At 36.8% G+C, this 24,933-nt stretch carries 28 protein-coding genes and 1 tRNA gene; 15 read left to right on the plus strand and 14 right to left on the minus strand.

From position 1 onward, the window contains the following. Window positions 1-17 precede the first annotated feature (17 nt). From AEQSU_RS05485 to AEQSU_RS05520, 8 genes are read left to right on the plus strand one after another with little or no spacing between them, the layout of a single operon-like run. A complete protein-coding gene (locus AEQSU_RS05485) occupies window positions 18-881 on the plus strand; it encodes a DUF58 domain-containing protein (RefSeq protein WP_014781864.1) in 864 nt (287 codons plus the stop codon). 21 nt (window positions 882-902) lie between these two features. Next, entirely contained in the window at window positions 903-2,573 is a 1,671-nt protein-coding gene (locus tag AEQSU_RS05490) for a cytochrome c-type biogenesis protein (protein WP_014781865.1), read from the plus strand. Continuing rightward, window positions 2,563-3,567, plus strand: coding sequence for a vWA domain-containing protein (locus AEQSU_RS05495; protein ID WP_014781866.1), 1,005 nt, complete (start codon window positions 2,563-2,565; stop codon window positions 3,565-3,567). Before AEQSU_RS05490 ends, AEQSU_RS05495 begins: the two co-directional genes overlap by 11 nt. Window positions 3,568-3,585: 18 nt before the next feature. Then, the gene (locus tag AEQSU_RS05500; RefSeq protein ID WP_014781867.1) at window positions 3,586-4,005 is read left to right on the plus strand and encodes a hypothetical protein; all 420 of its coding nucleotides are present in this window, start codon (window positions 3,586-3,588) and stop codon (window positions 4,003-4,005) included. Then, a complete protein-coding gene (locus AEQSU_RS05505) occupies window positions 4,005-5,045 on the plus strand; it encodes a VWA domain-containing protein (protein WP_014781868.1) in 1,041 nt (346 codons plus the stop codon). Before AEQSU_RS05500 ends, AEQSU_RS05505 begins: the two co-directional genes overlap by 1 nt. Before the next feature lie 11 nt (window positions 5,046-5,056). Next, on the plus strand, window positions 5,057-5,920 hold the full coding sequence (locus tag AEQSU_RS05510) for a tetratricopeptide repeat protein (protein ID WP_014781869.1): 864 nt from the start codon (window positions 5,057-5,059) through the stop codon (window positions 5,918-5,920). 3 nt (window positions 5,921-5,923) lie between these two features. After that, window positions 5,924-7,696 (plus strand): BatD family protein, encoded by a 1,773-nt coding sequence (locus tag AEQSU_RS05515; protein WP_014781870.1) that lies wholly within the window; start codon window positions 5,924-5,926, stop codon window positions 7,694-7,696. Between the two features lie 11 nt (window positions 7,697-7,707). After that, the gene (locus AEQSU_RS05520; protein ID WP_014781871.1) at window positions 7,708-8,457 is read left to right on the plus strand and encodes a tetratricopeptide repeat protein; all 750 of its coding nucleotides are present in this window, start codon (window positions 7,708-7,710) and stop codon (window positions 8,455-8,457) included. A 108-nt stretch (window positions 8,458-8,565) separates the two neighbouring features. Here AEQSU_RS05520 and AEQSU_RS05525 read toward each other — a convergent pair whose 3' ends face one another. Further along, entirely contained in the window at window positions 8,566-9,114 is a 549-nt protein-coding gene (locus AEQSU_RS05525; protein WP_014781872.1) for a CvpA family protein, read from the minus strand. Window positions 9,115-9,218: 104 nt separating this feature from the next. Here AEQSU_RS05525 and AEQSU_RS05530 point away from each other — a divergent pair, with 104 nt between their 5' ends. Genes AEQSU_RS05530 through AEQSU_RS05545 form a run of 5 tightly spaced genes read left to right on the plus strand, consistent with a single transcriptional unit; the run spans window position 9,219 to window position 12,202 of the window. Beyond that, window positions 9,219-9,575 carry a hypothetical protein gene (locus tag AEQSU_RS05530; RefSeq protein ID WP_014781873.1) on the plus strand — a complete coding sequence of 119 codons (357 nt, stop codon included), beginning with the start codon at window positions 9,219-9,221 and terminating at the stop codon, window positions 9,573-9,575. 26 nt (window positions 9,576-9,601) lie between these two features. Continuing rightward, the gene (gene pheS, locus AEQSU_RS05535; RefSeq protein ID WP_014781874.1) at window positions 9,602-10,621 is read left to right on the plus strand and encodes a phenylalanine--tRNA ligase subunit alpha; all 1,020 of its coding nucleotides are present in this window, start codon (window positions 9,602-9,604) and stop codon (window positions 10,619-10,621) included. A 55-nt stretch (window positions 10,622-10,676) separates the two neighbouring features. Continuing rightward, a complete protein-coding gene (locus AEQSU_RS16760) occupies window positions 10,677-10,841 on the plus strand; it encodes a hypothetical protein (protein WP_014781875.1) in 165 nt (54 codons plus the stop codon). Between the two features lie 2 nt (window positions 10,842-10,843). Then, entirely contained in the window at window positions 10,844-11,239 is a 396-nt protein-coding gene (locus tag AEQSU_RS05540) for a hypothetical protein (RefSeq protein ID WP_014781876.1), read from the plus strand. A gap of 9 nt (window positions 11,240-11,248) precedes the next feature. Beyond that, window positions 11,249-12,202 carry an ABC transporter ATP-binding protein gene (locus AEQSU_RS05545; protein WP_014781877.1) on the plus strand — a complete coding sequence of 318 codons (954 nt, stop codon included), beginning with the start codon at window positions 11,249-11,251 and terminating at the stop codon, window positions 12,200-12,202. Here the strand turns inward: AEQSU_RS05545 and AEQSU_RS05550 are convergent. After that, entirely contained in the window at window positions 12,199-13,194 is a 996-nt protein-coding gene (locus tag AEQSU_RS05550) for an NADP-dependent oxidoreductase (RefSeq protein WP_014781878.1), read from the minus strand. The two genes, AEQSU_RS05545 and AEQSU_RS05550, sit on opposite strands and share 4 nt — an antisense overlap. A gap of 165 nt (window positions 13,195-13,359) precedes the next feature. On the opposite strand from AEQSU_RS05550, the gene AEQSU_RS05555 reads away from it, so the two are divergent. Next, window positions 13,360-15,597 (plus strand): FUSC family protein, encoded by a 2,238-nt coding sequence (locus AEQSU_RS05555; protein WP_014781879.1) that lies wholly within the window; start codon window positions 13,360-13,362, stop codon window positions 15,595-15,597. Window positions 15,598-15,607: 10 nt separating this feature from the next. On the opposite strand, the gene AEQSU_RS05560 is transcribed toward AEQSU_RS05555, so the two are convergent. From AEQSU_RS05560 to pdxA, 9 genes are all read right to left on the minus strand, one after another. Further along, window positions 15,608-16,066, minus strand: coding sequence for a hypothetical protein (locus tag AEQSU_RS05560; RefSeq protein ID WP_014781880.1), 459 nt, complete (start codon window positions 16,064-16,066; stop codon window positions 15,608-15,610). Beyond that, window positions 16,063-16,785, minus strand: a complete 723-nt coding sequence (mtgA, locus tag AEQSU_RS05565; protein ID WP_014781881.1) for a monofunctional biosynthetic peptidoglycan transglycosylase — start codon at window positions 16,783-16,785, stop codon at window positions 16,063-16,065. Before mtgA ends, AEQSU_RS05560 begins: the two co-directional genes overlap by 4 nt. A gap of 77 nt (window positions 16,786-16,862) precedes the next feature. Beyond that, window positions 16,863-17,978, minus strand: a complete 1,116-nt coding sequence (locus AEQSU_RS05570; protein WP_014781882.1) for an NAD(P)/FAD-dependent oxidoreductase — start codon at window positions 17,976-17,978, stop codon at window positions 16,863-16,865. Window positions 17,979-18,112: 134 nt separating this feature from the next. After that, complete coding sequence (accC, locus tag AEQSU_RS05575; RefSeq protein WP_014781883.1) at window positions 18,113-19,465, minus strand: acetyl-CoA carboxylase biotin carboxylase subunit; 1,353 nt, start codon at window positions 19,463-19,465, stop codon at window positions 18,113-18,115. 79 nt (window positions 19,466-19,544) lie between these two features. Beyond that, window positions 19,545-20,030, minus strand: a complete 486-nt coding sequence (gene accB / locus AEQSU_RS05580; RefSeq protein ID WP_014781884.1) for an acetyl-CoA carboxylase biotin carboxyl carrier protein — start codon at window positions 20,028-20,030, stop codon at window positions 19,545-19,547. Window positions 20,031-20,062: 32 nt separating this feature from the next. Further along, entirely contained in the window at window positions 20,063-21,061 is a 999-nt protein-coding gene (locus AEQSU_RS05585; RefSeq protein WP_014781885.1) for a beta-ketoacyl-ACP synthase III, read from the minus strand. A 171-nt stretch (window positions 21,062-21,232) separates the two neighbouring features. Beyond that, window positions 21,233-21,430, minus strand: coding sequence for a 50S ribosomal protein L32 (gene rpmF, locus AEQSU_RS05590; protein WP_014781886.1), 198 nt, complete (start codon window positions 21,428-21,430; stop codon window positions 21,233-21,235). A 9-nt stretch (window positions 21,431-21,439) separates the two neighbouring features. Then, entirely contained in the window at window positions 21,440-21,985 is a 546-nt protein-coding gene (locus AEQSU_RS05595) for a YceD family protein (RefSeq protein ID WP_014781887.1), read from the minus strand. Between the two features lie 81 nt (window positions 21,986-22,066). Next, a complete protein-coding gene (pdxA, locus tag AEQSU_RS05600; RefSeq protein WP_014781888.1) occupies window positions 22,067-23,128 on the minus strand; it encodes a 4-hydroxythreonine-4-phosphate dehydrogenase PdxA in 1,062 nt (353 codons plus the stop codon). A 45-nt stretch (window positions 23,129-23,173) separates the two neighbouring features. On the opposite strand from pdxA, the gene AEQSU_RS05605 reads away from it, so the two are divergent. Continuing rightward, the gene (locus AEQSU_RS05605) at window positions 23,174-23,761 is read left to right on the plus strand and encodes a riboflavin synthase (RefSeq protein WP_014781889.1); all 588 of its coding nucleotides are present in this window, start codon (window positions 23,174-23,176) and stop codon (window positions 23,759-23,761) included. Here AEQSU_RS05605 and AEQSU_RS05610 read toward each other — a convergent pair. From AEQSU_RS05610 to mce, 3 genes are all read right to left on the minus strand, one after another. After that, window positions 23,742-23,963, minus strand: coding sequence for a hypothetical protein (locus tag AEQSU_RS05610; protein WP_014781890.1), 222 nt, complete (start codon window positions 23,961-23,963; stop codon window positions 23,742-23,744). The two genes, AEQSU_RS05605 and AEQSU_RS05610, sit on opposite strands and share 20 nt — an antisense overlap. 271 nt (window positions 23,964-24,234) lie before the next feature. After that, a tRNA-Ile gene (locus tag AEQSU_RS05615) sits at window positions 24,235-24,308 on the minus strand. Window positions 24,309-24,419: 111 nt separating this feature from the next. Then, the gene (gene mce, locus AEQSU_RS05620) at window positions 24,420-24,833 is read right to left on the minus strand and encodes a methylmalonyl-CoA epimerase (protein WP_014781891.1); all 414 of its coding nucleotides are present in this window, start codon (window positions 24,831-24,833) and stop codon (window positions 24,420-24,422) included. Window positions 24,834-24,933: the final 100 nt, after the last annotated feature.

A 24,933-nucleotide genomic window follows, 5' to 3' on the forward strand; every position in this document is an offset into this window, starting at 1 on the left:
CACTGACCGCTGAAACGATGGATACTAAAGAACTTCTTAAAAAAGTACGAAAAATCGAGATCAAAACGCGACGCTTGAGCGATCACGTTTTTGGTGGCGAGTATCACAGTACTTTTAAAGGTCGCGGCATGACTTTTAGCGAAGTGCGCCAATATCAATTTGGTGACGACGTTCGAAATATTGATTGGAACGTTACCGCACGCTACAACGAGCCTTTTATAAAAGTTTTTGAAGAAGAGCGCGAACTTACATTGATGCTGATGGTTGACATTAGCGGCTCCGAATTTTTTGGAACTCAGGAACAGTTCAAAAATGAAATAGTTACTGAAATCGCAGCAACCCTTGCTTTTTCAGCAATGCAAAATAATGACAAAACGGGATTGATTCTTTTTACTGATGAAATAGAACTTTACATTCCACCGAAAAAAGGGAAATCGCACGTACTGCGAATTATTCGTGAATTGCTAGAATTTCAACCAAAAAGCAACAAAACCGATTTAGCAAAAGCACTTAAATTTTTAAGTAACGTAATGAAAAAGAAAGCCATCGTTTTTGTGCTTTCAGATTTCATTGCAGACAATTATCGCGATACTTTAAAGATAGCTGCGAGAAAACACGATGTGACCGGAATTCGCATTTATGATAAAGCGGAAGAAACCATTCCAAACCTCGGAATGGTTGAAATGCAAGACCAAGAAACGGGCGAATTACTTTTAGTGAATACAAGTTCCAAAAGTGTGCGTAACCAATATTACAGTTACCACCGCGAACGTGTGGATTATTTTACTGAATCATTTACAAAAAGTGGCGCAGGTGCTCTAAGTTGTAGGGTTGATGAAAGTTATGTAAAAAAATTGTTGGGTTATTTTAAAAGACGTTAGTAGATAGACGTGAGATTTTATATGTTAGATATTAGAAAAAATAGTAATCATAAAAACCGAAATTTAAAATTTCAGCACAACCGCTATTCTCTATTTTCTTTCTTCTTTCTTCTTTGCTCTTTTATCTCCTTTTCACAAGTAACCTCCTCCATCGATTCCACAAAAATCAAGATTGGTGAAGAAATTCTTTACACCATAAGCGTACAAGCAGATTCTACCGATGTTGTGGTTTTTCCCGAAGAGCAAACTTTTGCGCCTTTGGAAATGATTGAATCTTACAAAACCGATACAACTTTTGAAGCTTCAAAAATACGCCTCATCAAAAAATACGGCTTAACGCAGTTTGACAGCGGCAAGTTCACAATTCCGCCGCAGCGTATTTTCATTAATAACAAACCATTTTTGACAGATTCCATAAAAGTGGAAGTAAAAGATGTTGTTGTGGACACTACCAAACAGAAAATGTTCGACATAAAAGCTGCAGTTGAAGTGAAAGGTCCGCCGTTTGATTGGTTGTTGCTTTTATATTGGCTAATTCCGATACTATTAATCGTTGGACTTGCAATTTATTTATTCCGAAGAAAAAAACGAAAAGACGCCGCCGCAAAACAATTGCCGCCCTATGAAGAAGCCATCTTTGCTTTAAAAAATTTGGACAATACCCAACTTTTAAAGGAAGATAAAAGTAAAGAATATTACAGCAGTTTAACTGAAATTGTAAAACGCTACTTAGATCGCGAAGTGGATGAAGCCGCATTGGAAAGTACCAGTGACGAGCTTATAAATCGCTTAATGATGCACAAAGACGCCGGAAGTTTCGATTTCGATTTGGAAACCATCCGCAAGCTGGATTTAATTTTCAAACGTGCCGATTTGGTGAAGTTTGCAAAAATGAACCAATTGGCCGGACAAGCAGAAGTGGATAGAAAAACAATCGAGGAAATCATTAACGAAACCCACGAAGCCGTTCCAGAGCCAACCGAAGAAGAACTTTTAGAAAATCAGGAGTATCTCGAAAAACTTAAGAGAAGACGCAAACACAGAAAATGGATTTTGGGTATTTCGGGCGTGATTGCAGCAATTATTTTAGCTGGAATTATCTTTGGAGTTGCTACTGGTTTTGATAATTTAAAAGATAAAGTTTTAGGAAATGACTTACGCAAATTAGCCGAAAATCGTTGGGTAAAAAGCGAATACGGAAATCCCGCAGTAATTCTAGAAACACCCGAAGTACTTGTTAGGTTAGAAACAACGGTCACGAACGCAGATAGAAGTATGGTTAGCGGGAAAGACTATTTCACCTATGGCGAAATGAATTCTCTTCTTTATATTTTGGTTTCCACGACACAATTTGGCCAAAAACAGGATGTTGCTTTGGAAACAGCATTGGACGGAGTATTGGACGATCTTCAGCAAAGTGGAGCAAAAAATTTAATCGTAAAACGAGACGATTTTGAAACCGATAAAGGAATAAAAGGCTTGAAAGCTTATGGCGACTTCAACGTACAAGTTTCAGATAATAAAGTGATGAAGCAGAAAAGCTCTTATGAACTATTGCTTTTTGCGCAGGAAAACGGTTTGCAGGAAGTTTTGATAGTTTATCAAGACGATGGCAAATACGCCGAACAAATTAAAAAACGAATTGAAGCTTCCATAGAGCTTCAAATTTCAGAAAAGAAAGATGGGCAATAATTTCGAATTTGTAAATCCGCAGTTTTTCTGGTTGTTCCTTACACTTCCAGTGCTCGTGCTATGGTATTTATGGAAGCGAAAACGACAAACTGCTTCACTTAAAATATCAAGCATAGAAGGTTTCAAATCTGGAAAAAATTGGTTAGCACGATTAAAACCTTTCCTTTTTGCACTTCGGCTTTTAGCGCTTTCGGCAATAATCATTGCAATGGCACGACCAAGAACTGTTGACGAAACCACAAAAACAAAAACCACTCGTGGGATTGATATCGTGATGGCAATGGACCTTTCGGCAAGTATGTTGGCGCGCGATTTAAAGCCAAATCGTTTGGAAGCATTAAAAACCGTAGCCGCCAGATTTATAAATAGTCGGCCAAACGACCGCATCGGTTTGGTGGAATATGCAGGAGAAAGTTACACGCGCACACCCTTAACGAGCGATAAAACTATTGTTCTTTCGTCTCTAAAAAGTATGGAATATAATACGACCATTGAAGGCGGAACTGCCATTGGTTCTGGACTTGCAACGGCTGTAAACCGTTTAAAAGATAGCCGAGCCAAAAGTAAAGTGATTATTTTACTAACAGACGGTGTGAATAATTCAGGTTTCATAGACCCAAAAATAGCGAGCGAGCTTGCGGTGGAATTCGGAATTAAAGTTTACACTATAGGTATTGGAAGCAACGGAATGGCAATGTCTCCAATTGGAATTCGCCCAGACGGCGGTTTTCAATACGGAAATGTAAAAGTGGAAATTGATGAAGCCTTACTAAAAGAAATAGCTAAAAAAACTGGCGGACAATATTTTAGAGCGACAAGCAATACCAAATTAGAACAGATTTACGAAGAAATAAATAAGTTAGAAAAAACAGATATCGAAGAATTCAAATACACAAATTATGACGAGATGTTTCGCCCGTGGGCCATTTTTGCATTTGTCTTGATTGCCTTTGAATTTTTATTGCGAATAACAGTTTTCCGTGGATTTTTGTAAACATTAATTTGAAAATTGATGGAACAGGAAAATGATTTTATAAAACGAGAAATCCAAAAATTGACAATGATTTTGATGAAATTGTTTGACAAAACAAGTTCAGCAGATGTCAATAGTTTTGAAGCAGTAGTTTTTGAAACGAATGAAAAGTTAGAAGAATTTTTCGGTTTCACATTAAATGAAATCGCGACGACTGAAAATTCAAAATTGATGGAAAAAGCGGAAAGTTTTCACGAAGTACATCTTGAAAAATTAATTGAAGTAGTATATCAAATAATTCAAAAGTCAGAAGAAGTTAAAATGGATTTTGACTTTGAAACAAAAGAATTATCTAAAAAACTTTTGTTGATGATAGATTTCGCAAATGATAAAAGCAAATCGTTTTCTGTTGAAAGAATGAATATGAAAAGCCAGCTAATAAAAAATAGCAATAAATAATGTACCAATTAGAACAACCCATATACTTCTACCTCCTTTTCGCCATTCCGGTGATGGTGGTGCTATTTCTATTGGTTTTGGTTTGGAAAAAAACGGTTCAAAAAAGATTTGTAGATAAGGAATTGCTTAAAAAGTTGAGCCCAAATCGTTCGCTTTTTAAATCTATTTTAAAAGTTTTAGTGCTTTGTTTGGCAATTGCCTGTTTGAGTTTTGCATTGGTAAATCCAAAAATCGGAACCAAACTTGAAACCGTAAAACGCGAAGGCGTGGATATTGTTTTTGCGCTGGACGTTTCAAAAAGTATGTTGGCCGAGGATATTGCGCCAAACCGTTTAGACAAGTCAAAACAACTCATCACCCAAATAATCAATAACCTTGCTGGTGATAGAGTTGGAATTATTGGTTATGCAGGAAGCGCTTTTCCGCAGGTACCGATAACCACAGATTTTTCTTCGGCAAAACTATTTTTAAACGGAATGAATACCGATATGGTTTCGTCTCAAGGAACGGCCATTAACCAAGCAATTGAATTGTCTCAAACTTTCTACGACGACGAAGGGCAAACAAATCGTGTGCTTTTCATTGTTTCGGACGGGGAAGATCACGGCGGAAACATCGCACAGATTTCCGAGGAAGCTCATGAAAAAGGAATCCGAATTTTTACAATCGGTGTTGGAACTGTGGAGGGCGGACCCATTCCTATAAAACAAAACGGAGTGCTTCAATATTACCTTCGCGACAAAAACAACGAACAGGTTATCACGCGATTAGGTGAAGAAACTCTTAAAGAGATTGCCAAAACCACGAATGGTGAGTATATTGATGGCTCAAACACAAAAGCCGTTGTAGATAGGGTAAAAGCTCTTTTGGGCGGAATGGACAAAAAGGAATTTGAAGCGAAACAATTCACCGATTTTAAAGATCAATTCCAGTGGTTTTTGGCTGGGGCATTGTTTTTGCTGGTATTGGATGTATTCTTTTTAGAACGAAAAACAGCTTGGCTAAGAAAGTTGAATTTGTTTAATGAAGTGAAAAAATAAATAAAGCAATAATGATTTCAGAAATAAAAAATAGAAAATCACTTTTTATCAGGGCCTTCCTATTGGTTCTGTTACTGTCTTCTATTACTGCTTTTGCGCAACCTCAGCAAGCTAAAGAACAGAAAAAAGAACTGAAAGCTGCGCAGAATTTTTTAAGTGAAGCGCAACAATCACTTCAGAAAGATAAATTTCCTGCTGCGGAAGCAGATTATAGAAAAGCAATTTTCTTAAACCCAAAAAGTGAAACCGCAAAGTACAATTTAGGAACAGCTTACTACGGAAAAGAAAAAAATGCAGAGGCGATGCTTCGCTTCCAACAAGCCGCAACTACTGCAACGGACAAAGCTGAAAAACACAAAGCATTCCACAATTTGGGGAATACTTTTATGAATGAAAAGAAATATACTGAAGCTGTGGAAGCTTATAAAAACGCACTTCGAAACAATCCTAATGACGATGAAACTCGTTATAATTTAGCTTTGGCAAAGGATATGTTGGATAAAAATCCGCCACCGCCTGAAGACAAAGACGACAAAGACAAAAAGGATCAGGATAAGAAGGATCAAGATAAAAAAGATCAACAAGACAAGCAGGACAAAAAAGACCAAGGCGATAAGGGCGACCAAAAAGCCGACAAAGATAAAGGCGACGATAAGCAAGATAAAAAAGAAGGCGATAAAGACAAAGACCAAGGCAAACCAAAAGATGAAGAAGGAGACAAACCTCAACAGCAACAACCTGTTCCTGGACAACTTTCTCCACAACAAGTGAAAAGTTTGTTGGAAGCAATGAACAACGAAGAGAAAAAAACGCAGGATAAAATAAATGCCGAAAAGCAAAAAGGCGCAAAAGTGAAATCTGATAAAGATTGGTAGATTATGAAGACGAAGTATTTTTTATTCCTATTAACGTTTGTACTGTGCAGTATCGCTGCCACAGCGCAAGTTCAGTTTGATGCCAAAGTGAGCAAAAGAACGCTCGGAATAAACGAGCGTTTGCGAATAGATTTCGAAATGAACCAAGATGGCGATAACTTTAGACCCCCAAATTTTGAAGGTTTTCGCGTTGTTGGTGGGCCAAACCAATCCGTTAGCAATTCTTGGATTAACGGAAAAAGAAGTTTTTCAAAAACCTATTCTTACTTTTTATCTCCACAAACACGTGGAAAAGTTACTATTGCCCAAGCGACTATTGAAATAGAAGGAGAAACTTACAAAACACTTCCAATTGAAGTGAATATTACTGAGGCTGTTTCAGTTCCTAAAGACGGAAATAATGCAGAATATGTGGCAAGTGAAAATGTACATTTGGTTGCAGAAGTTTCAGACGCAAATCCTTTTTTAAACGAAGCGATAACGGTTACTTACAAATTATATGTTTCGCACGACGTGAGCATTACCAGCCAATGGCGTGAGATTGATACGCCAAAATACGCAGACTTCTGGAGCCAGAATATTGACAATAAAAACAACTTTAAAGTTTACGAAGGCAAATACAACGGCGAAGATTATCGCTATGTGGTTTTAAGAACAACAGTACTTTATCCACAAAAAACAGGCAAGCTCGATATTGAACCGCTAACGCTGGATATTCCTATTGATGTTCAAGGCAATCGCCGCGATATTTTTGGGCGTAGATCTATTGAACGTGTGAACAAAACTATTTCTGCAGGAAACCGAACTATTGATGTGAAACCTCTTCCATTGGAGGGAAAACCCGATGGTTTTAACGGTGCTGTGGGTGATTTTGCTTTTGATGTAAAAACCAATAAAACCACACTAAACGCCAACGAATCGCTACAACTAGACGTACAAGTTTCTGGAAAAGGAAATTTGAAATTGTTCACCGCGCCATCCGTTAAACTTCCAAATACATTGGAGGTTTATGAGCCAGAACACAGTGAAAGCGTAAATACTACTATCGGCGGAATGCAAGGTTCCATCACAGATTCCTATACAATTGTTCCCCAATTTAAAGGAACCTATCCCGTGAACCCGATTACATTTTCTTTTTTCGATCCCAAGACTGAAAAATATAGAACAATCACTTCCAAAGAATTTACTATTGAAGTTGAAAATGGACCAATCTCTGCTGCGACCACTTCAACCAATGAAAACAATGCTAAAAAACGAGTTGTTCTTTCAAAAGACAATTTTAAGTATATAAAATTAGACGCTAATTTAAAACCGATAGCGCAGCAAGAATTTTTTCAATCACCATTGTTTTGGTCACTTTTAGGAGGTCCATTTTTATTGATTCCTTTATTTATTCTTGCCGGAAAAAAACGTAAACAACGTTTAAATGATGTGGAAGGAAACAAATTACGTCGCGCAAACAAGCTCGCCAAAAGATATCTTTCTGAAGCAAAACGAAACATTTCAAACCCAGTTGCATTTTATGAATCTTTGGAACGTTCGCTTCACAATTACTTAAAGGCGAAGTTGAATATTGAAACTTCTGAAATGGAAAAGAGCGGTATTTCAAAAATGTTACTAGAAAGAAATGTAGAAGCGCCCGTCGTTGAAAACTTTATCGATTTGCTGAAAAACTGTGAATTTGCACGTTATGCTTCCACTTCAACGGCTTCAGTGCAGCAAGATTATAACAAAGCGGCAGAAGTTATTTCAACCATAGATAAACAAATACAGTAAAATTGAAGAAGATGAAAAAGCTACTGTACCTACTTATTTTATTAGTTTCTTTCTCCAGTTTTGGTCAAAGCAAAAATCTTTTTGAACAAGGAAAAGAACTTTACAAAAACGGAAAATATCAACAATCTATAAACGTTTGGATGCAAATTTTGGACAAAGGTGAACATTCTGCCGAGCTGTATTTCAACTTAGGAAATGCGCAATATAAGCTAAATCATATTGGTCCGAGCGTGTATTATTATGAAAAAGCGCTTCAACTTTCGCCAAACGATGCTGATATAAAAAACAATTTAGCTTTTGCTGAAAACGCACGAATTGATGCTATAGAACCACTGCCAAAAACTGTTTTTTCAAAATGGTACAAGAGCGTTGCTGGAATATTCACTTTTAACGGTTGGGCTACTTTGGCTGTTGTGCTTTCGTTGCTTTTCGTTACACTTTTTCTGCTCTATTATTTTTCTTATACTGAAAAAAGAAAGCGGTTATTATTTGTAGCTTCAATGTTCGCTGGTTTAGTATTAGTGGCTTCGTTGGCAATGTCTTTTTTAACTTATGGCGATTTCACCAAAAATCAACCTGCTATTATTTTTGCAAGTGAGATAGAAGTAAAAACCGAGCCTTCTATGGGTAGCAACGTTGCCTTCACGCTTCACGAAGGTACTAAGGTTCAAATTTCTGCGCAGGATGGAAATTGGTATAGAATCAGTTTGGCTGACGGAAAAGATGGCTGGATTCCTTCTTCAGATTTAAAGCAGCTTTAGATTGTTCTTTACCCCTCCCAATAGTTATCGGTACTAAAGGGAGAATGAATATTTCTTTAATTTCCCTTTTGGGTTAGGATAAAAAATCGAAGAAATCTTCATTCCAAATTATTCTAAATCTTCCTCCGTGTTTTCTGTAGAATTATTTATTTCTGGAAGGTCAATATTCAAATCATCAACTTCCTTCATAATCGCAGGTAAAATTGCCGGTGCAAGTGAAGCCACTGGACCATATAATACAGATGTTTCTCGTTTTTCTTCAGTAAGAATGCTATAATTTTCTGAAGCGTTCACGAACATAAAAATCACGCTAATTAAAAAGGCGAATTTAAACACATTAAAAACCCCACCAAAAAGTTTGTTGAAAATTCCCAACATCGCAAAATCGGCAACTTTTGTCAGCAGTCTACCCACTAAGCTGAAAAGCAGCATTATCAACAAGAAAGTGATTAAAAATGAAGAAATAGTATTTAAATCTTGACTCCAATTGAACCATTTTTCTAGATAGACACTTACATAACCTGAAAAATACATGGCGCAATAAACGGCAACTACCAAACCAACCAAAGAGGCAAGCGCGCGCAACAATCCTTTTTTAAATCCTACAAAAAAAGCGATGATAAAAATAATGCCGAGAACAATATCTATTGTGTTCATATATCTAAAATTTTGATAAATATAGCATTTTCCAAATTCTGAATTCTGTATTCTCAATTCAGAATTGTAAAATGTATCTTTGCAAACTAATTTATTTATAAAAAATGGCACGCGACGAACAATTAAAAGAACGATGGGAAGCAGTAGTAAAAATGCTTGGCGATCGTTTTGCAGATGGTGATACTTTAGATCTTGATGCTATCATATATATTATTGGTCTCCAGGAGTTAGGCCAAATACACAGAAAATTCAAGAAAGACGAAAAGCTAAACTTAATGCACATCGCAATCTGCCGTCTTTTAGAGCCGTATGGCTATTACGAATTTGATTATTTTGACGAAGAAAGCTGGCCACACTACAAAGTTTTAGAACAATTGCCACCGCTAAAAGCAGGTGAACAGAGCGTTTTGATGAAGGAGGCTATTGTGCAGTATTTTTTGGAAAAGGAGGTGATTAACTAGAACACGTTTTTAAATAAAGTTTACAAATGATACAAACAATAAATAACCACATCGCCGAAGTACAAGCCTTTTCTTCAACAAACAAAGAAGAAATAGAAAACTTCCGTATAAAATATTTAGGTAAAAAAGGAGTGTTAAATGACTTTTTCGCAGAGTTTAAAAACGTGCCAAACGACCAGAAAAAAGAGTTTGGGCAAGTTATAAACACACTTAAAAACGCGGCGCAGGAAAAGGTAGATTCACTTAAAGAAGCTCTTGAAAGCAGCACCGAAACTAAAGGTGTTTACGGCGATCTTTCTCGTCCTGGCGAAGTAATTCCTTTGGGATCTCGCCATCCTATTTCCATTGTAAAAAATAAAATTATCGACATCTTTTTACGTATCGGTTTCAACGTTTCCGAAGGACCTGAAATGGAAGACGATTGGCACAACTTTACCGCATTAAACCTTCCCGAATATCACCCAGCACGCGATATGCAGGATACGTTTTTCATTCAGACCAACCCAGATGTTTTGTTGCGCACGCATACATCCTCGGTTCAGGTTCGGTATATGGAAAACAACAAACCTCCAATTCGCACCATTTCACCCGGTCGTGTTTATAGAAATGAAGCTATTTCAGCGCGTTCACATTGCTTTTTCCACCAAGTTGAAGGTTTGTATGTAGACAAAGGTGTAAGCTTCGCAGATTTGAAGCAAACGCTACAATATTTCACTACGGAAATGTTCGGAAAATCTAAAATTCGTCTTCGTCCGTCTTATTTTCCCTTTACGGAACCAAGTGCAGAAGTTGATGTTTACTGGGGTTTAGAAACAGACGCAGATCATAGAATCACAAAAGGAACCGGCTGGCTAGAAATTGGCGGCTGTGGAATGGTGGATCCAAACGTACTTAAAAACTGTGGTATCGATCCAGAGATTTATTCCGGCTTTGCCTTTGGCGTGGGTATAGATCGTATTGCAATGCTTTTACACCAAATTCCAGACATTAGAATGTTTAGCGAAAATGATGTTCGCTTTTTGGAGCAGTTTAAAAGTGCCCTTTAAATAGTCGGAAGACCGAAAACCGATGACGGAATTCACAATTAATTAAACCAATGTTATGAAAAAATATCTTGTTATTGCCTTATTAGTAATCGTTGCAATAGTTGTTGCTTACTTAACTTTTATAATTGCTGCAATTAAAATTGTAATTGGAGGAATTTTGCTAGGAATTTCGGCCATCGCTTTATTGGCGGTTTGGATTATGTGGAAAATTGAAGATTGATTATGCGAAAAGATATTGAAATCCCCAAAATTGAAAATGTACATATTGTCGCCGTTAAAGAATGGGACAAAGATTTTACAGAACGGCTTTGGAACGTGTATTTGGTAAACAATCGCGAAGATACTATTGATACAGTTTTAGTTCTATCTCGCGGAAATAGCGATGATAAAAAAACCTCCATCCTTCGCCACGGTTTGGGAAAATTACCATCAAAAACTACTGCGAAAGTTGAATTTATCTCGGAAGAAGTACTCGGTTTTACAAACGAATATTTAGTCACTTTTTTTGCCGAAAATAAGCTCTTTGAAAGAAAATTTATTTTTGAACCGAATAGTATTTCTGAAGATAGAGTATTCGCACTTCCAGTTTTGGCAAGCGAAGGGATTTTAGCGAAATAATTTTTTGCGATGCTAAAAGTTGAAATCAATTCATTTTCATATTCCGAAAAAACTATTCTTAAGGATATAGATTTCACCTTAAAACCAGGCGAGCACCTCAGCATCCTTGGCGAAAGCGGCTGCGGAAAATCTACACTTTTACATCTCGTTTATGGGCTTCTTCATTTAGAACTCGGAAGCATATATTTCAACGATAAAAAACTTCTCGGTCCAACAAAAACCTTAATTCCCGGCGAGTCATTTATGAAGCTTGTTGCTCAGGAATTCAACATTATGCCTTTTACAACCGTAACCGAAAACTTGGGTTCGCATCTTTCAGGACTTGAGGAAGAAAAGGATGCTCAAAGAATTGATGAATTATTGGAAGTTGTTGAAATGGAAGCTTTCAAAAATACGTTGGTAAAAAACTTAAGTGGGGGACAAAAACAACGCGTGGCTTTAGCAAAAGCTTTGGCGAACACACCAGAAATTTTATTGTTAGACGAGCCTTTCAGCAATATTGATACGTTCAGAAAAAATAAATTACAGCGGAAAATTTTCAGTTATTTAAAAGAAAACAACATCAGTTGCATCACAGCAACCCACGATAGCGACGAAGCGTTGGCGTTTTCAGACCATATTTTAATGCTTAAAAACGGAACCAAAGAACTGTTCGGAACACCAGAATTTATTTATAAAAATGTTTCTACGGAATATCAAGCTGGTTTTTTTGGCGAAGCGAATTTGCTTCCTAATAATCTTTTTTCAACTGAAAATTCTTCAGAAGAAATCATCGTTTTTCCACATCAATTAAAAATTTCAGAAGAGAAAACACAGCTGAAAGTTTCAGTAAAAAAATCCTATTTTAAAGGAAATCATTATTTAATTGAATCTGATTTTAAAGACAAAACAATATTCTTTAACAATCAATTTCCATTAAAAAAAGGAACTATCTGTAGGCTGAAAATTTCAGAAATGATTTAAACAACAACAATCATCTTCCCTTTATTCTTTCCATCAAACAAGTCAATAAAAGCCTGCGGAATATTCTCAAAACCTTCCACTACCGTTTCCATATATTCCAGTTTATCTGCCTCCATCCATTTGGCTAGCTGTTGTTGAGCGGGGCCAAAATCTTTTACAAAATCACGAACTGTAAACCCTTGCATTAAAATACTATTTTTAATGAGCGTTGTTTCAACCCTAGGGCCTGTTGGTATTTCAGATTTATTATAAAGCGAAATGGCGCCGCAGTTAATTACGCGTCCGTATTTGTTCATATTTTGCAAAGCAGCATCCAGAATGTCGCCACCTACGTTGTCATAATAAACATCTACTCCATCAGGACAGGCTGCGGCAATAGCCATTTTCATATTATCCGTTGTTTTGTAATTGATTGCGTCATCAAAGCCAAATTTCTCTTGAATTCGGTCAATTTTTTCTTCACTTCCTGCAATTCCCACAACTCTACAACCTTTTATTTTTCCTATTTGTCCAGCAACGCTTCCTACTGCTCCGGCCGCTCCAGAAACTAAAAGAGTTTCACCTTTTTGAAGCTTTCCTATTTTTTCTAAACCTAGATAAGCAGTCAATCCTGTTAGTCCTAGAACACCCAAATATGCTTTTAAAGGTGCATTTTTATTGTCAACTTTATTCAAACCATTTCCGTTTGAAGTTTGAAATTGTTTCCACTGGAGCATTCCATTTACAAAATCACCTTTTTGAAAGTTTTTGTTATTGGTTTCAATAACCTCAGCAATTATTCCAGATTCCAATGGTTTTCCAACTTCAAAAGGTGCTATATATGATTTCTCGTCGCGCATTCTTCCGCGCAAGTATGGATCTACAGAAACGTATTTCGTTTTTAGCAGTATTTCACCTTCCTTGGGTTGTGGCTTTTCTTCTTCAATAAAATCAAAATCTTGAAGAGATGGTTTTGCTTTTGGACGATTTTTTAATAGAATTACTTTGTTCATTGGTACTATTTTTTATTTCAATTTCATAAAATTAAGGCTTAAAAGAACAACTGCCACAACCACTTCATTTATTTAATAAAAGTATAACAGACTTACATTTCTGAAAAGATTAACGAACTTAGCGAATGCGCGCCATATCTTTGCAACTGCAAAAAATAATAGCTTTTGAAATTTCAAAAAAATATACTAACCAATACTCTAAAAGAGCTCTCGGAATACTTTAACAGTACCGATTTTTCAAAAGCAATACTTTTGGGAATTGCGCTCACTGTTCCAATAATAGTTGGAGTAAAACTTGATGCGTTGCAAGTTGGCATTACCATTACGCTTGGTGCGATGCTTGCTTCTCCTAGCGATGTTAGCGGAAGTATTCGGCATAAAATAACCGGGATTCTCATGGCTACTTTTCTAGCCATGATTGTGAGTTTGATAGGTGCATATTTACACTTTTCACTCTGGGTATTACTCCCAATTCTGGGGTTTTTAATGTTCTGCATTTCATACATCGCTATTTACGGATTTCGGGCATCACTAATAAGTTTTTCAGGACTTTTGGCATTAGTTCTTAGTTTTTCCAAGGTTTCCAGCGATATGCAACCTTATGAAAGAATGCTGCTAATTGGCATTGGTGGACTTTGGTATGCGGCACTTTCGCTAATTCGTCATTTAATTTTTCCAAAAGCACCCACAGAATATTATCTTTCAAAAACGCTAAAATTAACAGCAGATTACCTAAAAACGCGTGGCGAATTGGTTGCCGAAACTACTGATCGAAACGAGCTTCTAAAAAAATTATTGACTACACAAACTGAGCTTACCGCCGTTCACGAAACGCTTCGAGATATATTGATCAAAAGTAGAAAAGACTCCGGAAAAAGTAAATACGAAGGCAACCGAATGCTGATTTTTGTGCAATTGGTAGATATGCTGGAGCTGGCAATGGCAAATCCAGTTAACTATTCAAAGACTGATACCTTTTTCAAAAACAAACCTGAGCAATTAGTAGACTTTCAAGGGTTACTTTTTGCAATGAGTAGCAGACTAAATATAATTGCCGATAATCTTTCTACTCCGAAAAGGATTCGTAAAAATACCAAGATTGAAGATTTTCAGAAAAAGATAAAAGATGATATTTCAGAATATGCTGCGGCTTCGGATCAAACCTTTGACGAAAATTTATTACTTCTAAAAAATCTATTTAAATATCAACAAGATCAAATTAAGAAGCTTGAAAAAATTGAATGGCTACTAGAAAACCCTGGTCAGCGTGAGATTTCAATATTGAAAAAAGAAGATACGCGCAGATTTTTAACCAAACAGAATTATGAATTTGAAGTCTTAGCCGTAAATCTAAACCTTCGTTCCCCAATTTTCAAGCACGCACTGCGGCTCGGAGTGATGTCTATGATTGGTTATGGTGTAGGAATGCTGTTTGAAGTTCAAAATCCGTATTGGATCTTATTGACGCTTATCGTGATTATGCGACCAACTTTTGGACTAACAAAAACACGTTCCAAAGAAAGAACTATAGGTACGCTAATTGGTGGCGCGCTGGCGGTAGGTATTGTTTTGCTAACCCAAAACACAACGGTTTATGGTATTTTGGCAATCGCCTCACTCGTTATCGCGTTTTCAATGGTACAACGAAACTATAAAGCATCTGCAACCTTTATAACCTTGAGTGTGGTTTTTATTTATGCGCTTTTGCAGCCCAATATTTTCAACGTTATTCAATATCGTGTGATGGATACTTTGATAGGTGCTGGATTGGCAACTTTGGGAAATTTGTTTCTTTGGCCTGCTTGGGAAATCCAAAGTATGCAAAATACATTGTTGGAAACCGTTAAAGCAAACCGAATTTATCTAGAGGAAATTATTGGTTACTACACTAAAAAAGGAGCTATTCCAGCACAATATAAAGTAGCGCGGAAGAAGGCTTTTTTAGAAGTTTCAGACCTAAGTACGGCGTTTCAAAGAATGACTCAAGAACCAAAATCAAGACAGAAAAGTCTTGACAAGGTTTACGAAATTGTAGTTTTGAATCATAATTTTTTATCGTCGTTAGCTTCAGTTAGCACCTATATATTGAACAATCCTACTACGCCGGCTTCAAAAAATTTCAAAAAAGTTTCTAAAAAAATTGTTCAAAATCTATCCGATGCTGAAGGTATTTTAAAAGAAGAAATCTCTTCAAAAGAAATTGAACAAACAACCAGTCCTGAAGATATTTTTGAAGCAACTTTTGGAATAAGCATCAATTTTTCTGAAGAAGAAAAAACCCAGCCACAAACAGATGATTTCCATTCAAAACTTGAAGAAGCACATTTAATTCGGGAACAGTTAAAATGGTTATTGGCAATGAGTGAAAAGATGCCGAAGCTTTTAAGAGAAACGGAATTTTAGTTTTTCAGTATTACTTCACATTTGTAATTTGATAAACATTGCCATTAAGGTTAAATTCATCACCTTTTTTCTTTCCGGAAATAAGCAATCCTACTGGAGAATTCAACGCAACGCAAAGATAATCCGTCTTGCCAATCGGAACCGTTCCAATGGAAAGACTAATGAAATAAGTGAATCTATCCGTATAAACCAAGCTCCCCAAACGAGCATAATCTGAAGTTGCTTTAACGTCTATTTTTCTTAGTAACGGAACAATTTTTTCAATTTCTTGCAGTTGTTTTCCAGCGTTTTCACGATCTATTTGAAGCATTGCACGACCTGTTTCGTGTTTATCACCGCTGCTGCTTTTAGACTCTTCAAGCAAAGATTCTTCAATTCCTGAAATAGTCTGTTTTATTTTGGAATAACGGTTGTCAACCTGATTTTGGCAGTGTTGTAGTAATACGGTTTTTAGTTCTACAGTCGTCATTTTTTATTTTTACTCTTTTTCTCTTTAGGTTCTTTTGGCTCTTGTTTTTCTAAGGTGAAAGGTCCGTAATACCTCATTTGTCGGACAATCCATTGTGTTCTACGCACCACGTATGCTCCAGGCGGATTCGCGCTGTAACGCTGCGGACTAGGTAAAATAGCAGCAATTGCTGCAGCATTTTCGGCTCGAAGGTTTTTTGCAGATTTCTTAAACCAGTATTGTGATGCAGCTTCTGCGCCATATACTCCTTTGCCCATTTCTACACTATTCAAATATACCTCCAAAATTCGTTCCTTGCTCCAGAGTGTTTCAATTAGCAAGGTAAAATAGGCTTCCATTCCCTTTCTAAACCATGTACGGCCTGGCCAGAGAAAAGCATTCTTTGCGGTTTGTTGGGAGATGGTACTTCCGCCTCTAATTTTTTTCCCTTTTTCGTTATTTTTAAGTGCTTTTTCTATCGCTTCTCTATCGAAACCGCTGTGACTTAAGAACGTTTGGTCTTCGGCGCAAATAACTGCAAGCTGTAAGTATGGCGAGATTTCTTCAATCGGAACCCAATCGTGACGGGTTTTGTAGTTTTTGCCGCCTTCAATGGAGCGAATGGCCATTAAAGGAGTGTAAGGAACGGGAACAAATTTATAAAGCAGAACCCAAAAAACAGTTAGCCCTATGAACCAAAGTAAAAGTTTGAAAATAAATTTGAATAGTTTTTTAATCATATATAGTTATTTCCTCTGCGTTCTCTGCGCCTCTGCGGTGTTATTTACCGCAAAGGCGTAGAGACCGCAAAGCTTTTTTAACTGAACTCTGCTAGCTGTTTCCCAATGGAACTCCCTATTGCAACACCCATTCCGCCCAAACGTAGACCACAAAAAACGTTTTTTGAAACCGCTTTTATAATTGGTTTTTTCTGTTTTCCCATGCCCATAATGCCACTCCAGCGTCGGTCAATTTCGAAAATTTGCGCGGGTAAAATTACGGTTTTAAGTAATTGCTCCAACCTATTTTGAACCAATTTTGTCAATTCCATTTCGGTGGTTTCTTCAGCTTTAAAATCGAGATTTCTACCACCACCAAAAAGAATTCTATCTTCTATATTTCTGAAATAATAATAGCCCTTATCAAGATGAAAAGTTCCTTTAATTTGAAGATTTTTAATTGGTTTAGTCACGAAAACTTGTGCTCTAGCTGGTTTTATGTCTTCATCTAAAAATTGCTTTGCGAAACCATTGGTGGCAATGAAAACTTTTATTGAAGTAATTTCTTCGGAAGAATTCAATTGAAGCGAAACATTTTCACCATTATCTGAAATATCAGTGATTTCTGAAGAATTCAATAGTAAAATATTTTCCGAGGAAGCTTTCTTAATGAGACCGAGCATCATTTTTCCAGTATCAATCTGCCCTTCAAACTTGCTATAAATAAGTTTCGGTTGGATATTCATAAAACCGAAATGGTTTACCTGTTCTGAAAAAATTTCAGCTTTAAAAATAGGTTTCAGTAAGTCATTTACATAGCTAATTTTCGATTTACAGCTTTCAAAAAGTTCTGCATCTTCCTTCGTAAAAAGTTCGTAACCGCCATATTCTTTATAATCAAGCTGTTCATCGCCAAGCGTATTTCGCAATAACTGTAAACCTTCAACTCTTTTTTTTACGAGTTGAATAACTTCTTCTTCAGAATGGTTTTTTAAATCTTCCAATATTTCAGAAATACTTCCGAAGCAAGCAAAACCTGCATTTTTAGTGCTTGCACCGCTTGGCAAAATTCCTCTTTCAAAAACAACAATTTTACTCTTAGGGTGTTTCTTCCGAAGTGAAAGCGCACAATTCAAACCCACAATTCCGCTGCCAATAACTGCGAAGTCTATGTTCGATAGCCAAGTTTTATGTTCCCAAAAAGATAAATTCATTTTTAAATAGATTTGAAATTAGAAAAAGCACCAAATTCCAAAGATAAGTTTTTGGAATTTGATGCTTTTTTAAAAGTATTCAGTCTCAGTTTGAGTAAACCATTGCTCACTGCTACTGCCAACTGTTTGATTTTTTACTCCTCTTCAGGCTCGTTCATTTTAAAAGTATTCATGAAAGCCGTGGTGTAATTTCCAGCAACATAATCCGGTTCGTCCATCAATTGACGGTGGAATGGAATGGTGGTTTTTATACCTTCAATCACAAATTCATCCAAAGCACGTTTCATTTTATTGATAGCTTCTTCGCGTGTTTGAGCAGTGGTAATAAGTTTCGCAATCATAGAATCATAATTCGGTACAATTGTATAACCTGCGTAAACGTGCGTATCTAAACGAATACCGTGACCTCCTGGCGCGTGCAAAACTGTAATTTTACCTGGCGAAGGACGGAAATCGTTATAAGGATCTTCTGCATTTATTCTACATTCTATAGCGTGTAGTTGTGGTGTGTAGTTTTTACCTGAAATTGGTACTCCTGCTGCAACTAATATTTGTTCACGAATTAAATCGTAATCAATTACCTGCTCTGTAATAGGGTGTTCTACTTGAATACGAGTATTCATTTCCATAAAGTAGAAATTACGGTGTTTGTCCACCAAAAATTCTACAGTTCCTGCTCCTTCATATTTAATATATTCTGCGGCTTTCACAGCTGCATTACCCATATCTGTACGAAGTTTTTTCGTCATAAACGGGCTTGGTGTTTCCTCAGTAAGTTTTTGGTGACGACGCTGAATAGAGCAGTCGCGCTCACTTAAATGACATGCTCGTCCTGTGCTATCGCCCACAACTTGGATTTCGATATGGCGCGGCTCTTCAATGAGTTTTTCCATATACATTCCATCATTTCCAAATGAAGCAGCAGCTTCTTGGCGAGCGCTATCCCAAGCTTTTCGAAGATCTTCTTTTTTCCAGACTTCTCGCATTCCTTTTCCACCACCACCAGCGGTAGCTTTTAGCATTACAGGATAACCCGTTTCTGCAGCGATTTTTTCACACTTTTCAAACGATTCAATGATACCTTCACTTCCAGGAACGGTAGGAACTCCGGCTGCTTTCATCGTTGCTTTGGCAGAAGCTTTATCGCCCATACGTTCAATCATTTCTGGAGAAGCACCAATAAATTTTATACCGTGTTCTTGACAGATTTTTGAAAATTTAGCATTTTCAGAAAGAAATCCGTAGCCTGGATGTATCGCGTCTGCGTTGGTAATTTCCGCAGCGGCGATAATGTTAGACATTTTTAGGTAGCTCAAATTACTTGGCGGTGGGCCAATGCAAACTGCTTCATCTGCAAAGCGAACGTGTAGACTTTCTTCATCAGCTGTAGAATAAACAGCCACAGTTTTGATACCCATCTCACGGCAGGTGCGGATAATTCGCAGTGCGATTTCACCCCTATTTGCAATCAATATCTTTTTAAACATAACTTTTTCTGAAATATCAAATTCCAAATTCCAAATCCCAAAAAATTTGGAATTTGGAATTTGTTATTTGGAATTTATACTAAGATGGATCTACTAAAAATAACGGTTGGTCAAATTCTACTGGAGAAGAATCGTCCACTAAAATTTTTACAATCTTTCCTGAAACTTCACTTTCTATTTCGTTGAAAAGTTTCATAGCTTCAATTACGCAAAGCACATCGCCTACGTTTATTGTACTTCCCACTTCTACAAAAACAGGTTTGTCTGGAGAAGGTTTTCTATATAAAGTACCAATGATTGGTGACTTGATTGTAATGTATTTAGATTCGGCTGTATCTTCAGGAGCATCATTTGAAGATCCTGATTGCTGTTGTGGAGCCGAAGTTTGTGGCTGCATTTGCATTTGCGGTTGCGCCATTGTTGGTACTTGCTGAATGTAGGTGGTTTCGCCTCCTTCAGATCCTGTTTTGATAGTGATCTTTATGTCGTCCGTTTCAAGTTTTACTTCGCTGGCACCACTTTTTGCCACAAACTTGATTAAGTTTTGAATGTCCTTTAAATCCATATTATAAAATTTAGTCTTGGGGTTGGTTAAAATTATTTTGAATCGTAGGCCCATTTCACATAAACGGCGCCCCAGGTAAAGCCTCCACCGAAGGAAGCAAAAATTAAATTATCACCTTTTTTAAGTTGTTTTTCATAATCGGCCAAACACAACGGCAAGGTAGCAGAGGTTGTGTTACCATATTTATGAATGTTTATCATTACTTTTTCTTGGGGAAGTTTCATCCTTGAAGCTGCGGCATCAATAATCCGTTTGTTTGCTTGATGTGGAACTAGCCAGTTTACATCATCGCCAGTAAGGTTGTTTTTTAGCATCACTTTTTCACAAACATCGGCCATATTCGAAACTGCGAATTTGAAAACCGTTTTTCCTTCTTGAAAAACGTAATGTTGTTTATTAGTAACGGTTTCAATTGAAGAGGGAAGCAATGAACCGCCTGCATCAATTTTTAGGAAAGGTCTTCCTACTCCGTCTGTGCGCAAATATTCATCTATTACTCCTAAACCTTCTGTATTGGGTTCAAAAAGTACAGCGCCACCACCATCACCAAAAATAATGCAGGTAGTTCTATCTGTATAGTCAATTATTGACGACATTTTATCTGCGCCAATGAGTAATACTTTTTTATATTTTCCGGATTCTATATATCGTGCTGCGGTTGACATTCCGAAGAGAAAACTGGAACAGGCTGCAACCAAATCATAAGAAAAAGCATTTACGGCTCCAATTTGAGTTGCCACATAAACACCAGTTGCAGCCACAGGCATATCTGGCGTTGCAGTTGCCATGATAACCATATCAATCTCTGCTGGGTCTGTGTTGCTTTTTTGAAGAAGATCTTTTGCTGCTTGAATAGCTAAATAGGAAGTGCCTTTGTCTTTATCCTTTAATATTCTCCTTTCCTTAATTCCGGTTCTAGAGGTAATCCAATCGTCGTTGGTATCGACCATTGTTTCCAAAACTTTGTTGGAGAGAACGTAATCTGGAACGTAACTCCCTACAGCGGTAATAGCTGCCGTGATACTACTCATAAAGTTGAATTAAAATTCACAAAAAAGATCGAAAATCTCTTAAAAGGAGTGAAAATTACTAAATTTTAGTTGAAAATCGGCAATAATTAAGTTGTTTTTGACTTTTTGTAAAGTTAAAAAACAAAAAAACCCTCACCATTAGGTGAGAGTTTTGCATTAAAATATATAAGATTATGCTTCTACTTGCTCAGTTGCATCAATAACAACTTGACCACGGTAGTACATTTTACCTTCGTGCCAGTGTGCTCTGTGAAAAAGATGCGCCTCACCCGTTGTAGGGTCTATTGCAATTGTAGGGGCAGTAGCTTTGTAATGCGTTCTTCTCTTATCTCTTCTTGTCTTCGAGATTTTTCTCTTTGGATGTGCCATTGCTATTTATTATTTATCCGTTAATAGTTTTTTTAATGAATCCCAACGGGGATCAGTATTGTCGTCCTCAGGTTCCGATTGTTCGTCGAGATCTTTTGGACTTAGTTCTTCAAGTTTATCGAGTATGTCACTTTTTAATGTTCCGTCTTTTACTCCGGGATGAACTTTTCGTGAAGGCATAGCCAACACTATTGATTCAAAAATATATTGCTGAATGTTCACTTCATAACTTCCGTGAGACAAAATGAGTAAATCTTCATTTTCGTCATTGTATTCATCACCGAATTTTACAACAAACTTATATTCTCCATCGACCTCTTGATCGAAGGGTTCGTTTGTAGTGTCGCAAGCAACGTTTACGGTTCCATTATATGTTAATGTGAACTCTAGCAACGTGCTCATTTTTTCCAGCAGTACATCGAGATTAATGGCAGCGTCATTAAATTCGTCATACTCAAAATGCTCAAAGAACGCTTTTTTTAATTCAAAGTTAAACTGGTGTTTTCCTAATTTAAGCCCTACGAAAGGGATGGTAAATTCTTTCAAATCCTTCATTTTCACACCTATTTAAGACCTTAACCTTACAGATAAGGCGGGTGCAAAGATAAAAAAATATTTGAATAGCAATTGGTTTTTTTATTTCTTTTTTACGAAGCCTCTTTTACGTGAAGCTTGCAGTGGATTTTTGGATATTTCTTCATACTCCTCACGAGTCTCAAATATGGAAACAGCGCTAAAAACTGCTTCGCGAAAAGATTCAAAATTTGCTTCATTTTTTCCGGCCAAATCAAACGCTGTTCCGTGATCTGGAGAGGTTCGGATGCGATTTAGACCTGCTGTAAAGTTTACTCCTTTTCCAAATGCAAGGGTCTTAAAAGGAATTAAACCTTGGTCGTGATAGGAGGCAATTATAGCATCAAAATTTTTATAGTTGCCAGAGCCAAAAAAGCTATCTGCGGCATAAGGACCGAAAACTATTTTTCCGTTTTTTCGAATATTATCCAACGCTGGGCGCAATAATGTGTCATCTTCGTCTCCAATAACGCCATTATCTCCTGTATGTGGATTGATTCCTAAAACGGCGATTTTTGGTCTTTCTATTCCAAAGTCTTCAATTAAAGTGTGGTAAATCGTATTGATCTTCTTATCAATACGTTCACGAGTAATATTTTTTACAACATCTTTTACCGCAACATGATCGGTTAAAAGCCCAACTCTCAAGTCTTCTGAAACCAACAACATCAAACTTTCACCTTCAAGTTCCTGAGCTAAATAATCTGTATGCCCTGGAAAATTGAAACTTTCAGATTGAACGTTACTTTTATTTATAGGAGCAGTTACCAAAGCGTCAATTTTACTTTCCTTTAATGCTGAAACTGCCGCTTTCAGGGATTTTATGGCGTATTCGCCGCCTGTTTGGTTTTCTTCACCAAAAGCAACATCTACGTGCTCCTTCCAAACATTGAGAACATTTATTTTCTTCGGAACAAGATCTTCGATTTTATCTATTCCGTGAAAATTGATGTCTATTTCATAGTGTTTCTTAAAAAACGACATCAGTTTTACCGATGCAAAGACTACGGGCGTACAAAACTCCAGCATGCGTGAATCTTCAAAGGTTTTCAGAACTATCTCGCTCCCAATTCCATTTATGTCACCTATGGAAATACCGACCACTATTTTATCCTCTCTGCTCATTTTTTAATTGTTATTTTTGCACTACAAATGTAACTAAATGTATCGATGTTTACAGGAATTATTGAAACCGTTGGCGAAATAGCCCAACTGACCAAAGAAGGAGAAAACCTTCACTTAGAAATAAAGAGCTCGCTGGCGCAGGAACTAAAAATAGATCAAAGCGTATCTCACAATGGGGTTTGTTTAACAGTTGTGAAAATAAGTGACAATACTTATATAGTTACAGCAATAAAAGAAACCCTAACCAAAACCAATTTGAAATCTCTGAAAAAAGGATCGCTCGTAAATCTTGAAAGAGCAATGAAATTAGGCGACAGATTGGATGGCCATATGGTTCAAGGGCACGTAGATGGAACGGCTGTTTGCAAAAATATTGAAGAAGCAAATGGCAGTTGGGTTTTTACTTTTGAATATAAAAATTCGGAATTTAGCACTGTTGAAAAAGGTTCCATTACTTTGAATGGAGTAAGTTTAACGGTTGTAAATTCGAAAAAGGGACAATTCAGCGTAGCGATAATACCTTATACTTTTGAAAATACGAATTTTAAGGAAATTAAAACAGGAGATACAATAAACTTAGAATTTGATATAATTGGAAAGTATGTGAAGAACCTTATGCAGCCTTATTTATAGCTCTATTTTTTCTGTAGATTATGTAAATGCCGAATAGAATACCCATCGCTAAAAGAATCCAAAGGTTTTCATCTAATGGAAGTTCAGGTGCATTAGTAGTACCACCGCCACCACTACTACTACTACCAGGTGGCGGAGGCCCTTGCGCGCCTTTAGCTGCTTGGAAAGCAAACATTATAACGTTATAAATAAGTGATGCCATTGTGGTTTCTTAACTATTTTGTGTTATATTAAAACGCCTAAAAATAGTATTTTTTTTTGATGCGGAATGATAAAAATGTGTTTTTGGCTTTTGTCAATGATCTAATTGAAACTAAAACACGGTAGATTAATTCAAAAATTGAATCGGCATTTCTGTCAAAAAAGTTGTCCAACTTGGGCTCACTTCGACTGCGCTCAGTATAAACTTCTCGCCACTATCAATTAGACTCAACAAAAATCTCAATGAAAAACAACGAATTGATTGTAAAAAGTGGTCCCACATGGGCTCGAACCATGGACCCTCTGATTATGAGTCAGATGCTCTAACCAGCTGAGCTATGGGACCGTTATTGTTGTCAAAATTTCAAAATATTTATCCGAACTTTAGGTTGAAAAACGACCGAGTGGGATAAATAACAGGATTGCAAATGTAAAACACTTTGCAAATACAACAAAACTATTTTTCGTTATTCTCAATTTCTTGGCAAAGCTCCACCAATACACCGTTTGCAGATTTAGGATGAAGGAACGCCACCAGCTTGTTATCTGCTCCCTTTTTAGGGGTTTCATTTAGCAATATAAACCCTTCATCTTTAAGCCTTTTCATCTCCTTTTTGATGTCCGCTACTGCAAAAGCTATATGATGAATTCCCTCTCCACGTTTCTCTATAAATTTGGCAATTGGGCTGTCTGAATTTGTCGCTTCTAAGAGCTCAATTTTACTCTCACCACATTGAAAAAAGGATGTTTCTACTCCTTCGCTCTCCACTTTTTCACTTTTATAAGGTGCATTACCCAACAATGCTTCATAAATTTTGTTCGCTTCGGCTATATTCTTCACCGCAATCCCTATATGCTCTATCTTATTCATAAATATATTCGTTTAAAAGAGTATTCTTTAAATGAAAAGCTTCAAAAATACAAAGTATAATCGCCATATCAGTGCTTTAGTAAAATCAACCAAAAACTAT

The sequence above is a fragment of the Aequorivita sublithincola DSM 14238 genome (genome assembly GCF_000265385.1).
Lineage (GTDB): Bacteria > Bacteroidota > Bacteroidia > Flavobacteriales > Flavobacteriaceae > Aequorivita > Aequorivita sublithincola.